The 13,097-nt window shown below is 70.7% G+C and carries 11 protein-coding genes; 7 read left to right on the plus strand and 4 right to left on the minus strand.

The genetic code is table 11. From position 1 onward, the window contains the following. Positions 1 to 182: 182 nt before the first annotated feature. The 3 genes from SGLAU_RS22965 to SGLAU_RS22975 all read left to right on the plus strand — a co-directional run bounded on the left by SGLAU_RS22965 (position 183) and on the right by SGLAU_RS22975 (position 2,861). Positions 183 to 692 (plus strand): MarR family winged helix-turn-helix transcriptional regulator, encoded by a 510-nt coding sequence (locus SGLAU_RS22965; RefSeq protein WP_043504205.1) that lies wholly within the window; start codon positions 183 to 185, stop codon positions 690 to 692. Between the two features lie 54 nt (positions 693 to 746). Continuing rightward, the gene (locus SGLAU_RS22970) at positions 747 to 1,085 is read left to right on the plus strand and encodes a DUF3817 domain-containing protein (RefSeq protein WP_043504206.1); all 339 of its coding nucleotides are present in this window, start codon (positions 747 to 749) and stop codon (positions 1,083 to 1,085) included. A gap of 75 nt (positions 1,086 to 1,160) precedes the next feature. Continuing rightward, the gene (locus SGLAU_RS22975; RefSeq protein ID WP_043504207.1) at positions 1,161 to 2,861 is read left to right on the plus strand and encodes a methylmalonyl-CoA mutase; all 1,701 of its coding nucleotides are present in this window, start codon (positions 1,161 to 1,163) and stop codon (positions 2,859 to 2,861) included. A 74-nt stretch (positions 2,862 to 2,935) separates the two neighbouring features. On the opposite strand, the gene SGLAU_RS22980 is transcribed toward SGLAU_RS22975, so the two are convergent. Then, on the minus strand, positions 2,936 to 3,547 hold the full coding sequence (locus SGLAU_RS22980) for a TetR/AcrR family transcriptional regulator (protein ID WP_043506922.1): 612 nt from the start codon (positions 3,545 to 3,547) through the stop codon (positions 2,936 to 2,938). A 224-nt stretch (positions 3,548 to 3,771) separates the two neighbouring features. On the opposite strand from SGLAU_RS22980, the gene SGLAU_RS22985 reads away from it, so the two are divergent. The 4 genes from SGLAU_RS22985 (at position 3,772) to SGLAU_RS23000 (ending at position 8,117) form a co-directional block, all read left to right on the plus strand. Further along, positions 3,772 to 4,743, plus strand: a complete 972-nt coding sequence (locus tag SGLAU_RS22985) for a tetratricopeptide repeat protein (RefSeq protein ID WP_043504208.1) — start codon at positions 3,772 to 3,774, stop codon at positions 4,741 to 4,743. Positions 4,744 to 5,366: 623 nt separating this feature from the next. After that, entirely contained in the window at positions 5,367 to 6,002 is a 636-nt protein-coding gene (locus tag SGLAU_RS22990; RefSeq protein ID WP_043504209.1) for a DUF6230 family protein, read from the plus strand. 110 nt (positions 6,003 to 6,112) lie between these two features. After that, positions 6,113 to 6,691 (plus strand): DUF6114 domain-containing protein, encoded by a 579-nt coding sequence (locus SGLAU_RS22995; RefSeq protein ID WP_043504210.1) that lies wholly within the window; start codon positions 6,113 to 6,115, stop codon positions 6,689 to 6,691. Then, positions 6,681 to 8,117 (plus strand): membrane-bound hydrophilic protein, encoded by a 1,437-nt coding sequence (locus SGLAU_RS23000; protein ID WP_043504211.1) that lies wholly within the window; start codon positions 6,681 to 6,683, stop codon positions 8,115 to 8,117. The genes SGLAU_RS22995 and SGLAU_RS23000 overlap by 11 nt, the downstream gene beginning before the upstream one ends. A 90-nt stretch (positions 8,118 to 8,207) precedes the next feature. Here the strand turns inward: SGLAU_RS23000 and pyk are convergent, their stop codons facing one another. The 3 genes from pyk to pta all read right to left on the minus strand — a co-directional run bounded on the left by pyk (position 8,208) and on the right by pta (position 13,019). After that, entirely contained in the window at positions 8,208 to 9,638 is a 1,431-nt protein-coding gene (gene pyk, locus SGLAU_RS23005; protein WP_043504212.1) for a pyruvate kinase, read from the minus strand. Between the two features lie 73 nt (positions 9,639 to 9,711). Next, positions 9,712 to 10,932, minus strand: coding sequence for an acetate kinase (locus SGLAU_RS23010; RefSeq protein WP_043504213.1), 1,221 nt, complete (start codon positions 10,930 to 10,932; stop codon positions 9,712 to 9,714). Then, positions 10,929 to 13,019, minus strand: coding sequence for a phosphate acetyltransferase (gene pta, locus SGLAU_RS23015; protein WP_043504215.1), 2,091 nt, complete (start codon positions 13,017 to 13,019; stop codon positions 10,929 to 10,931). Before pta ends, SGLAU_RS23010 begins: the two co-directional genes overlap by 4 nt. Between the last annotated feature and the right edge of the window lie 78 nt (positions 13,020 to 13,097).

Below are 13,097 nucleotides of genomic sequence, written 5' to 3' on the forward strand. Positions count from 1 at the left end.
GCGGGCGCTGAGCCGTGCCCGGCGCGTGCACCGGGCCACTGGTTTGAGCGGTTGCTCAATTCCTCTGAAGGGACCGTAGCATCGATTTGAGCGACCGCTCAAAGGAAGGGGCGGAAGACCTCGCCGACCGAAAGACGAGACAGGGCTGACCGGCATATGACCGGCCGGTAAGGTCTGATGACGTGCCGAAGCCGCTCAGCCTCCCTTTCGACCCCATCGCCCGCGCCGACGAACTCTGGAAGCAGCGCTGGGGGAACGTGCCGTCCATGGCCGCGATCACCTCGATCATGCGCGCCCACCAGATCCTGCTCGCCGAGGTGGACGCGGTCGTCAAGCCCTACGGGCTGACCTTCGCGCGGTACGAGGCGCTGGTGCTGCTCACCTTCTCCAAGGCCGGCGAGCTGCCGATGTCCAAGATCGGCGAGCGGCTGATGGTCCACCCGACGTCCGTCACCAACACCGTGGACCGGCTGGTCAGGTCCGGTCTGGTCGCCAAGCGGCCGAACCCCAACGACGGCCGCGGCACCCTCGCCTCCATCACCGAGAAGGGCCGCGAGGTGGTCGACGCCGCCACCCGCGACCTGATGGCCATGGACTTCGGTCTCGGTGTGTACGACGCCGAGGAGTGCGCGGAGATCTTCGCGATGCTGCGGCCCCTGCGCGTGGCGGCGCACGACTTCGACGAGGGGTGACGGCGCCGGGACCCCGGACAAGATCTCCCGGAACGGGTGGTTACGCTCGTACGCATGAAAAAGAGCGTGCTGACGCGCTACCGCGTCATGGCCTACGTCACCGGTGTGCTGCTCGTCCTGCTGACCTTCGGCATGATCGGCAAGTACGCGCTCGACAGCGACGGCGCGGCGGACTTCACCAAGGTCGTCAGCATCGCCCACGGCTGGCTGTACGTGGTCTACCTGGTCTTCGCCTTCGACCTGGGCTCCAAGGCCAGGTGGCCGATCGCCAAGCAGGCGTGGGTGCTGCTCGCCGGGACCATCCCGACCGCCGCGTTCTTCGTCGAGCGGAGGATCAGCCGCGAGCTGGAGGGCAAGGTGGCGAACGGCGAGCCGGCGGCCGCCCAGGCCTGAGCGGACGGCCGTGCGGACACCCGCACGGCCGTCAGCCATCGACATTTACTAGGACGTCCTAGTAAATTCGAGGGTATGGACGCTGACGCCATCGAGGAGGGCCGCCGACGCTGGCAGGCCCGGTACGACGCAGCGCGCAAGCGCGACGCGGATTTCACCACGCTCTCCGGCGACCCCGTGGAGCCGGTGTACGGTCCCCGGCCGGGGGACACCTATGAGGGCTTCGAGCGGATCGGCTGGCCGGGGGAGTACCCCTTCACCCGCGGCCTGTACCCGACCGGCTACCGAGGGCGCACGTGGACCATCCGGCAGTTCGCCGGGTTCGGCAACGCCGAGCAGACCAACGAGCGGTACAAGATGATCCTCGCCGCCGGCGGCGGCGGGCTCTCCGTCGCCTTCGACATGCCGACGCTGATGGGCCGCGACTCCGACGACCCCCGCTCGCTGGGCGAGGTCGGGCACTGCGGGGTGGCGATCGACTCGGCCGCCGACATGGACGTCCTGTTCAAGGACATCCCGCTCGGCGACGTCACCACCTCGATGACCATCAGCGGACCGGCCGTGCCCGTCTTCTGCATGTACCTGGTCGCCGCCGAACGCCAGGGCGTGGACCCGGGCGTGCTCAACGGCACCCTCCAGACGGACATCTTCAAGGAGTACATCGCGCAGAAGGAGTGGCTGTTCCAGCCCGAACCCCATCTGCGGCTCATCGGCGACCTGATGGAGTACTGCGCCGAGCGCATCCCCGCCTACAAGCCCCTGTCCGTCTCCGGCTACCACATCCGCGAGGCCGGCGCGACGGCCGCGCAGGAACTCGCGTACACGCTGGCCGACGGCTTCGGATACGTCGAACTCGGGCTCAGCCGCGGGCTGGACGTCGACGTCTTCGCGCCGGGCCTGTCCTTCTTCTTCGACGCCCACGTCGACTTCTTCGAGGAGATCGCCAAGTTCCGGGCGGCGCGCCGGATCTGGGCCCGCTGGATGCGGGACGTGTACGGGGCCAAGAGCGAGAAGGCGCAGTGGCTGCGGTTCCACACCCAGACCGCCGGAGTCTCGCTGACCGCGCAGCAGCCGTACAACAACGTGGTGCGCACGGCCGTGGAGGCGCTGGCGGCGGTGCTCGGCGGGACCAACTCCCTGCACACCAACGCCCTCGACGAGACGCTGGCGCTGCCGAGCGAGCAGGCCGCGGAGATCGCGCTGCGCACCCAGCAGGTGCTGATGGAGGAGACCGGCGTCGCCAACGTGGCCGACCCGCTGGGCGGTTCGTGGTACGTCGAGCAGCTCACCGACCGGATCGAGGCCGACGCCGAGAAGATCTTCGAGCAGATCAAGGAGCGCGGCCTGCGGGCGCACCCCGACGGGCGGCACCCGATCGGGCCGATGACGTCCGGGATCCTGCGCGGCATCGAGGACGGCTGGTTCACCGGGGAGATCGCCGAGTCGGCGTTCCGCTACCAGCAGGCCCTGGAGAAGGGCGACAAGAAGGTCGTCGGCGTCAACGCCCACACCGGGTCGGTCACCGGTGACCTGGAGATCCTGCGGGTCAGCCACGAGGTCGAACGCGAGCAGGTGCGGGTGCTGGCCGCGCGGAAGGAAGCACGCGACGAGGCAGCCGTACGGGACGCGCTGGACGGGATGCTGGCCGCCGCGCGGGACGGTTCCAACATGATCGAGCCGATGCTCCGGGCCGTGCGGGCGGAGGCCACCCTCGGTGAGATCTGCGGTGTGCTGCGGGACGAGTGGGGGGTGTACACCGAGCCGGCCGGGTTCTGAGCCGGCCGCTGCCCGGGCCGGGCCAGGGGTCCGGCCCGGCGCGTTCCCGGCGTGCCGGGCGGCGGCCCGCCGGGTCAGCCCGACAGGCCCACGAGCAGCAGCCGGGTGAAGCTGCGGACCCACTCCTCGTCCACCGGTTCCGCGCTGATCAGCTCGCGGTGCACGACCGCGCCCGCCACCACGTCGAAGATCAGGTCGACGGTGCGGGCCGCCTCCGCGGGATCGGTCTCGGGGGGCAGCTCACCGCGCTGCTGGGCACGCGCGCGGCCCGCCAGGACCAGGCGTTTCTGACGGTCGACGATGGAGGCGCGGATGCGTTCGCGCAGGGCCTCGTCGCGAGTGGACTCGGCCAGGACCGCCATCAGGCCGTTCCTGGCCTCCGGCCGGGCCAGGATCGCGGCGAACTGGAGGACCACGCCCTCGATGTCGGCGGCGAGCGTGCCGCGGTCGGGGAGGCGGAGTTCGTCGAAGAGTTCCGCGACCGCGTCGACGACCAGTTCGTTCTTGCCGGCCCAGCGGCGGTAGAGGGTGGTCTTGGCAACCCCGGCGCGCGTCGCGACGTCTCCCAGGGTGAGTCGGGACCAGCCGAGTTCGACCAGGGCCGCCCGGGTCGCGGCCAGGATGGCGGCGTCGGCGGCGGCGCTGCGCGGACGTCCCGCGCGGCCGGCGGTAGTGCGGCTCTGCATGGCGACGACCATAACCGGCCGTTCCCGGCCGGTTGGTGCGCGCAGTGAGCGAGATCACCGGTCCGGGGTGACGGAAGGGCCCGCTCCGGTATTACGCTACGACTCGTAGCGAAAGCGTGTGCGCAGCACGCGCGAGCGACGACCACATGGCGTGGGGTGGGGACCCGGCGCCGGCTTTTCTCATCGCTTTTCACACACGCGCGGGAACGGGGGAGGATAGACGCATGCAGCCACGGAACATGTCCATGAGCGGTGTCGTCGACCTCGCCGCGGTCAAGGCGGCCCAGGAGGCCAAGGCGAAGGCGGAGCAGGCGCGCGCCCAAGCGGCCCGCCAGGGCGGGGGCGGGGGAGTCTCCCCGGCCGACCTCGTCATCGACGTCGACGAGGCGACCTTCGAACGCGACGTCCTCCAGCGCTCCACCGAAGTCCCGGTCGTCATCGACTTCTGGGCCGAATGGTGCCAGCCCTGCAAGCAGCTGAGCCCCGTTCTCGAGCGGCTGGCCGTCGAGTACAACGGCCGCTTCCTGCTCGCCAAGATCGACGTCGACGCCAACCAGATGCTGATGCAGCAGTTCGGGGTCCAGGGGATCCCGGCCGTCTTCGCGGTCGTCGCGGGGCAGGCGCTGCCGCTCTTCCAGGGGGCCGCCGGCGAGGCGCAGATCCGCGAGACCCTCGATCAGCTGGTCGCCGTCGCCGAGCAGCGCTTCGGCCTGACCGGTCTCACCGTCGACCCGGAGGCCGAGCCGGGTGCGGCGCAGGCCCCGGTCCGGCAGGCGGGTCCGCACGAGGCGGCGCTGAACGCCGCCGCGCAGGCACTGGACGCGGGTGACCTGGGCGGTGCCGTCCAGGCGTACAAGAACGTGCTGGTCGACGACCCGGCCAACCCGGAGGCCAAGCTGGGCCTGGCGCAGGCCGAGTTGCTCCAGCGGGTGCAGGGGCTGGACCCGCAGCAGGTGCGCAAGGAGGCCGCGGAGAAGCCGGCCGATGCCCAGGCGCAGATCGCCGCGGCCGACCTGGACCTGGTCGGCGGGCATGTCGAGGACGCGTTCGGGCGGCTCATCGACACCGTCGCGCGTACGGCCGGTGACGAGCGGGACACCGTGCGGCTGCGGCTGCTGGAGCTGTTCGAGGTCGTGGGGGCCGACGACCCGCGGGTGACCGCGGCGCGCAGGGCGCTGGCACGGGCACTGTTCTAGCCCTTTTGTGACCTTTTCCAGCCGCGTTCCGGGCGGGGCGCGGCTGTCGTCATGGCACCGATGCGGCCGCGCTTTGCCAAAACTTGGCAAACGCGGCCGCTGTTACTGCCAGTAAGTCGAGGGTTGTGTTCTGTCGGGTTCCGTCCCGGCATTCCTTCTTTGTCCTCCCCTTCGGATGCACCGAGCGTCGCCGAACGAGACCGGCAGGTCGTTGTTCGGTTATCCGGCCGTTACTAGCGAGTAACGAACCCCCTTGTGCGTGCGGCGAGAATGCACCACGATCGGCGACGCTCGGTCCATTCCCCGCATCCCCGGCAGCCGGCCGGGTCACGGGATTTCCTGGGTCCCCACCGAGCAGAGCCGGCGACCGTGTCGTCGGCTCTTGGACAGGGGGGTCTTCGCCATCCGGCGAAGCCTGTCCGGCAGGGTTGTGCGTGATGCGTGTCAGGCGCGACCAGTGGTTGTCGCTCGGGGGTGATCGCCGGTGATTCGGGCGCGGTACGCGCCACCGAGCGCGGGCGCTCTCCTTCCCGAGGACGTAGCACTTCTCCCATCCCTGTCCGGCTGAGCCGCCGCAAGGGGCCAGTCGGGGCCAGGAGATGTACGTCCGAGAAGGAGGAAATATGGAGTCCCAGGTGCGTGGTGGGACCAGATGGAAGCGGTTCGCCGTGGTCATGGTGCCCAGCGTGGCCGCCACGGCGGCGATAGGCGTCGCCCTCGCTCAGGGTGCTCTCGCCGCGTCGTTCAGCGTTTCCGGACAGTCTTTCAAGGTCACGACCGAGCGTCTCGACGGCACGGGCTTCGTGCAGTACGGCGCTCTCGACGAGGGCTACACGCTCGACGGCAAGAAGACGGTTCACCCCGTCGCCGTCTCGGCGTTCAAGTCCGCGACCATCAAGGACATGTGTCAGTCGGTCGTCACGCCGAACATCCCGGTGCTCGGCAACGTCAGTCTGATCCTGCGGGCCGGCCAGGGTGACACCCCGGTCAAGGCCGAGAACCTGTACATCGACGTCGCCGAGCTGGAAGGCGACGCCGTCTTCCGGGGCATCGACATCGGTGTGGCCGCCAAGGACGCCAACAAGGGTCCCGGCATGAAGGGCGGCAAGGAGCAGTCGAACCCGTACGGCTTCGCGCAGCAGGCCGACTCGGTCACCCTCACCGACGTGAAGCAGACGGCGTGGGCGACCACCGCCGGAACCTTCAAGCTCAGCGGCCTGAAGATGTCGCTGTCGACGGGTGTGAAGGAGTGCTACTGAGCACTCGCTGACGGGCGGGGGCGCCGGTGGCACCCCCGCCCGTCATCTCTCCGACTCCGCATTCGCAGTACCACTCACCACGGCAACGCCGTTCCAGGGAGCTGTTTTCCATGAGCGCCGAGACTCCTGCCGCACCCGGCCACGACGAGCACTACCTCCGGGTCTTTCGGCGGAACTTCCGCGCCTGGCGGGGCACCCGGCCGTTCTGGGCCGGCCTGTTCGTCATGCTCGGCGGACTCCCCATCGCCTACTTCCCGTACGCAAATCTCCGGCTCGGTCACCTCACGCTCGCGATGGCCACCACCGCGGGTGCCGGGTCCCTGATCATCGGCGTGCTGCTCGTCGTGCTCGGCATCAGCCTCTGGTTCCAGAAGCACGTCCGGTTCTTCGCGGGCGTGGCGGCGATCCTGCTCGCGCTGGTGTCCATCCCGGTGTCCAACCTCGGCGGATTCCTCATCGGTTTCCTGTTCGCCCTGATCGGCGGCGCGATGGCGGTGTCCTGGGCCGAGGACGCGCCGCCCGCGCAGGAGCCGGCGGACGCCGGGGGAGCGGCCGTCGCCCCCATGGGCACGGCCACGCAGGCGCCGGTCGCGGACCCGGGCGCCGGCCAGGGCACGGTGGGTGCAACCGACGATCTGTCAGGAACGAGCCCCGGTAACGAGGCGAACGGGAGGCACAGTGCCGGCTGACGAGGTGACCCACGGGGCTGATGTGGACGATTCCCGTGTGAGAACCGGGCCGCGCCACGCGGCACCCAAGAAGCCGCTGTTCACCAGGCTCCACATGCCGGCCGGCAAGGCGATAGCCCTGGCGGCGATGCCCACCGCGGTGCTGATGGGGATGGGGTTCACGCCGAAGCTCGCCCTCGCCGAGGACCAGCCGGCGTCCCGGAGCCTGACGGCCGACGAGTACAAGGAGTGCGTGGCGGCCCTGGAGGACGCCGAGAACGGCGGGACGCCCGAGGCCACGCCGTCGCCGTCCGCCTCGGCCGGCGGGAGCGGGGCGCCGTCCGACGGCGGGTCCGAACCGAGCCCGTCGGAGACGTCCGGTCCGGGCGACGCCGGTTCGGGCGACGCGGGTTCGGGCGACGAGGGTTCGGGTGACACCGGCTCGGGTACGGACGGAGCCGGTGCGGACGGGACCGGTTCGGGTGACGGTTCTTCGGCGGATTCAGGTTCCGCCGACGACGCCGAGCCCGCGCCGCCCGCCGCTGCCGGCACCCCGGCGCCCAAGGAGCCGCAGACCGCGCCCTCTCCCTCGCCGTCCAAGACGTCCGAGGGCGTGCTGGGGACCATCGGCGACACCGTCACCGGGGTCGTGGGCGGTGTCGTCGACGGGCTCACCGGCGGCGGCGCCGAGGAGAGCCCGAGCCCCACGCCGTCCGCGTCCGCCTCGGCGACCCCGAGCCAGGACACGGGCACGGGCACGGACACGGGCCAGGCCGACGGCCCGGCGGGCGGGGACGGCGGCGACAGCGGCGAGGACCCGGCCGAGGAGACCACCGGCGACGTCACCGACGCGGTGCAGGACACCGCCGAGGACGCCGGCGGGACGACGCCCGGAGCGGTCCCGGAGCCCACCGGCAGCGACGGGGCCACGGCCACGCCGTCGCCCTCGGCGAGCCCCACGACCGACCTGGACGACTGCCCGGTGGCCACGGACGCGGAGGGCGGGGTGGACAACCCGGTGCCGCTGCCCGACGACCCCTGGTACCTGAACGCCAGCTCACTGACGCTGAAGGGCGCCTCCTACAAGGGCATCGTCGAGGTGCGGACCGCCAACGGCACGGTCAAGAAGGTGCTGAAGTACGTCATATCCGGCGGCACCGACATCGGTGACCTGCACCAGACGGTGCAGGACAAGCAGTCGGGCAAGACGTACCACGTGCGGGCCGCCGAGGGGTCGACGTCGACGATCCGCGACGGTGACACGGTGATGTACACGGAGAGCATCTCGGGCAACCTGCTCGGGCTGATCCCGATCACCTTCGACCCGGAGCACCCGCCGCCGCTGGACATCCCGCTGATCTACTTCACGAAGGTGAAGGTGGTGCAGGCCGGCCAGTTCGGCGGGACCCTGACCGTTCCCGGACTGCACCAGTACACGACCGGCTGAGCGTCCGGCGCAGACCCGTCCGGGAGCCGCACAGCACCGAGGGCGCCCCCTTCCGCAGGGGGCGCCCTCGGTGTCGTTGCGGCAGGGGGGTCAGCCGCGGCCGCCCTCGCCCAGGTGGTGCACCCGGACCATGTTGGTGGTGCCGGGGACGCCGGGGGGCGAACCGGCGGTGATGACCATGATGTCGCCCGGGCTGAAGCGGTTGAGCCTGATGACCTCCTGGTCCACCAGGTCGACCATCTCGTCGGTGCTGTTCACGAACGGCACGACGTAGGAGTCCACGCCCCAGCTGAGCGCCAGCTGGTTGCGGGTGGCCTCGTCGGTGGTGAAGGCCAGGATCGGCTGGGCCGCGCGGTAGCGCGACAGACGGCGGGCGGTGTCACCGGACTTGGTGAACGCCACCAGGCCCCTGCCGCCGAGGAAGTCGGCGATCTCGCAGGCGGCACGGGCCACCGAACCGCCCTGGGTGCGCGGCTTCTTGCCCGGGACCAGCGGCTGGAGGCCCTTGGAGAGCAGCTCCTCCTCGGCCGCCTGGACGATCTTCGACATCGTCTTGACGGTCTCGATCGGGTACGCGCCCACGCTGGACTCGGCGGAGAGCATGACCGCGTCGGCGCCGTCCAGGATCGCGTTGGCCACGTCGGAGGCCTCGGCGCGGGTCGGGCGGGAGTTGGTGATCATCGACTCCATCATCTGGGTCGCCACGATCACCGGCTTGGCGTTGCGGCGGCACAGCTCGATGAGCCGCTTCTGCACCATGGGGACCTTCTCGAGGGGGTACTCGACGGCCAGGTCGCCGCGCGCGACCATCACACCGTCGAACGCCATGACGACGTCCTCCATGTTGTCCACCGCCTGCGGCTTCTCCACCTTGGCGATGACGGGGACGCGGCGGCCCTCCTCGTCCATGACCCGGTGGACGTCGGCGACGTCCTTGGCGTCCCGGACGAAGGACAGGGCGACCAGGTCGCAGCCCATGCGCAGCGCGAACCGCAGGTCCTCGACGTCCTTCTCGGACAGCGCGGGCACGTTGACGGCCGCGCCGGGCAGGTTGATGCCCTTGTGGTCGGAGATGACGCCGCCCTCGATGACGATCGTCTTCACCCGGGAGCCGTCGACCTCGGTGACCTTCAGCTCGACGTTGCCGTCGTTGATCAGGATCTGGTCGCCCTTGGCCACGTCACCGGGCAGGCCCTTGTAGGTCGTGCCGCAGATCGTCTTGTCGCCCGGGACGTCCTCGGTGGTGATGGTGAACTCGTCACCGCGCACCAGCTCGACCGGGCCCTCGGCGAAGGTCGCGAGGCGGATCTTCGGGCCCTGGAGGTCGGCGAGCACACCGATGGCCCGGCCGGTCTCCTCGGCCGCGGCCCGGACGCGGTCGTACCGGCCCTGGTGCTCGGCGTGGGTGCCGTGGCTGAAGTTGAAGCGGGCCACGTTCATGCCGGCTTCGATCAGCGCGACCAGTTGCTCGTGGGAGTCGACCGCGGGGCCGAGAGTACAGACGATTTTCGAACGGCGCATGGGGCGATCCTATCGGTTTGTTTCGCTGCGGAATATTCCGGCTGGCGGAAAATACAAAAGGGCGGGATGCCGCTCAGGTGAGATTCGATGAGCCATTTACCAGCGCGTACGTCTGCGTGGCGATCTCCAGTTCCTCGTCCGTCGGGACCACGGCCACCGCGACCCGCGCGTACTCCGGGGAGATCAGCCGCGGTTCGCTGCCGCGTACGGCGTTCAGCTCCGCGTCGACCGCCAGGCCCAGCTCCTCCAGGCCCGCCACGGCCGCCTCCCGCACCGGGGCCGCGTTCTCGCCGACCCCGGCGGTGAAGGCGACCGCGTCCACCTTGCCGAGCACGGCGTAATAGGCGCCGATGTACTTCTTCAAGCGGTGAATGTAGATGTCGAAGGCGAGTCGCGCCTGTTCGTCACCCTCGTCCACCCGGCGGCGGATCTCCCGCATGTCGTTGTCACCGCACAGACCGATCAGTCCGCTCCTCTTGTTGAGAAGGGCGTCGATCTCGTCCGCGGACATTCCGCCGACGCGCATCAAATGGAAGATGACGGCCGGATCCATGTCGCCGGAGCGGGTACCCATCACCAGCCCCTCCAAAGGCGTCAGCCCCATGGAGGTGTCCACGCACCGTCCGCCCCGCACCGCCGAGGCGGACGCCCCGTTGCCCAGGTGCAGCACGATCACGTTCACCTCCTCCGGCGCCTTGCCCAGCAGCTTCGCCGTCGCCCGGGAGACATAGGCGTGCGAGGTGCCGTGGAAGCCGTAGCGGCGGATGCGGTGGGCGTCGGCCGTCTCAACGTCGATCGCGTAGCGCGCCGCCGACTCCGGCATCGTCGTGTGGAACGCGGTGTCGAACACGGCGACCTGCGGCAGGTCCGGGCGCAGCGCCATCGCCGTGCGGATGCCGGTCAGGTTGGCCGGGTTGTGCAGCGGGGCCACCGGGATCAGCCGCTCGATCTCGGCGAGCACGGCGTCGTCGACGACGGTCGGCTCGGTGAAGCGCCGGCCGCCGTGCACCACCCGGTGGCCTATCGCGGCCAGCTCCGGCGAGTCCAGGCCGAGGCCGTCCTTGTCGAGTTCGGCGGCGACGGCCTTCAGCGCGGCGTCGTGGTCGGCGACCGCCCCCGTCCACTCCCGGCTCCCGCCGCCCGTGTGCAGCGGGGTGTGCTTGAGGCGGGACGTCTCCTCACCGATCCGCTCGACGAGGCCCGCCGCCAGCCGGCTGCTGTCGCGCATGTCGAGCAACTGGTACTTCACCGACGAGGAGCCGGAGTTGAGGACGAGGACACGGGTCGAGCTCACTGGTCGGAAGCCTTCTCGATCGGGGACTGGGCCTGGATGGCCGTGATGGCGACGGTGTTGACGATGTCCTGGACGAGCGCGCCCCGGGACAGGTCGTTGACGGGCTTGCGCAGACCCTGGAGCACGGGGCCGACGGCGATCGCGCCGGCCGAGCGCTGCACGGCCTTGTAGGTGTTGTTGCCCGTGTTGAGGTCCGGGAAGATCAGGACCGTCGCCTGCCCGGCGACCTCGGAGCCGGGCAGCTTGGTGGCGGCGACGGTGGGCTCCACGGCGGCGTCGTACTGGATCGGGCCCTCGATCTTCAGGTCCGGGCGCCGGGAGCGCACCAGCTCGGTGGCCTCGCGCACCTTGTCGACGTCGGCGCCCGAGCCGGACGTACCGGTGGAGTAGGACAGCATCGCGATGCGCGGCTCCACGCCGAACCGGGCGGCGGTCGCCGCCGACTGGACGGCGATGTCGGCCAGCTGCTCGGCGTCCGGGTCCGGGTTGACCGCGCAGTCGCCGTAGACCAGCACCCGGTCGGCCAGGCACATGAAGAAGACCGAGGAGACGATGGACGCCTCCGGCTTGGTCTTGATGATCTCGAAGGCGGGCCGGATGGTCGCCGCGGTGGAGTGCACGGACCCCGACACCATGCCGTCGGCCAGGCCCTCCTGGACCATCAGGGTGCCGAAGTAGTTCACGTCGGAGACCACGTCGTACGCCAGCTCCACCGTCACGCCCTTGTGGGCGCGCAGCGCGGCGTACTTCTCGGCGAACGCGTCGCGCAGGCCGGAGGTCGCCGGGTCGATCAGCTGGGTGTCGCCGAGGTCGATGCCGAGGTCGGCGGCCCGCTTGCGGATCCGGTCGACCGGGCCGAGCAGCGTCAGCTCGCACACGCCCCGGCGCAGCAGCACCTCGGCGGCGCGCAGCACCCGCTCCTCGGTCCCCTCCGGCAGGACGACCCGGCGCCGGCCGGAGCGGGCCTGCTCCAGCAGCTGGTGCTCGAACATCATCGGGGTGACGCGGTCGCTGCTCGGCGCGGAGACCCGCTTGCTCAGGTCGGCGGTGTCGGCGTACCGCTCGAACAGGCCGAGCGCGATCTCCGCCTTGCGGGGGGTGGCCGCGTTCAGCTTGCCCTCCAGCGAGAAGAGCTGCTCGGCGGTGGGGAAGCTGTTGCCCGGCACCGACAGCACGGGAGTGCCGGGCGCGAGGCGGGCGGCGAGGGTGAGCACGTCGTCGCTCGGCACCTCGTCGAGGGTGAGCAGGACACCCGCGATCGGCGGGGTGCCGGCGCTGTGCGCGGCCAGCGAGCCGACCACCAGATCGGCCCGGTCGCCGGGGGTCACCACCAGGCAGCCCGGGGTGAGGGCGCCCAGGAAGTTCGGCAGCATGGCGCCGCCGAAGACGAAGTTCAGCGCGTCCCGGGCCAGCCCGGAGTCGTCGCCGAGCAGCACCCTGGCGCCCAGGGTGTGGGCGATCTGGGAGACGGTCGGCGCGGACAGGGCCGGCTCGTCGGGGAGCACGTAGCAGGGCACGGGCAGCCGGTCGGCGAGCCGCCCGGCGATCTCGTCGCGGTCCTCGCGGGCCACCCGGTTGGCGACCATGGTCAGCACGTCGCAGCCCAGGGTGTCGTAGGCCCGGTAGGCGTTGACGGTCTCGGCGAGCACCGACTCCGCGGACTGCCCCCGGCCGCCCACGACGGGGATCACGGACGCGGCGAACTCGTTGGCGAGCCGCGCGTTGAAGGACAGCTCGTCGGGGAGCTGGGTGCCGGCGTAGTCGGTGCCGAGGACGAGGACGACGTCGTAGTCCCGGGCCACCAGGTGGAAGCGGTCGACGAGGGCGGCGACCAGCTCGTCCGTGCCGCGCTCGGCCTGGAGCGCGGAGGCCTCCTGGTAGTCCATGCCGTAGACGGTCGCCGGGTCCTGCGAGAGCCGGTAGCGGGCGCGCAGCAGCTCGAACAGGCGGTCGGGTCCCTCGTGGACGAGGGGCCGGAAGACGCCCACCCGGTCGACCTGCCGGGTCAGGAGTTCCATGACCCCCAGCTCGACGACCTGGCGGCCGTCGCCGCGGTCGATACCGGTCACGTACACGCTGCGCGTCACGTGTGCTCTCCGTTTCATCTCGGGGTGATCGTCGGTGATCGTCGGTGATCGGGGTGTCGGGGGTCCTGGCGACTTCGC

Source organism: Streptomyces glaucescens (assembly GCF_000761215.1).
Taxonomy (GTDB): Bacteria; Actinomycetota; Actinomycetes; order Streptomycetales; family Streptomycetaceae; genus Streptomyces; species Streptomyces glaucescens_B.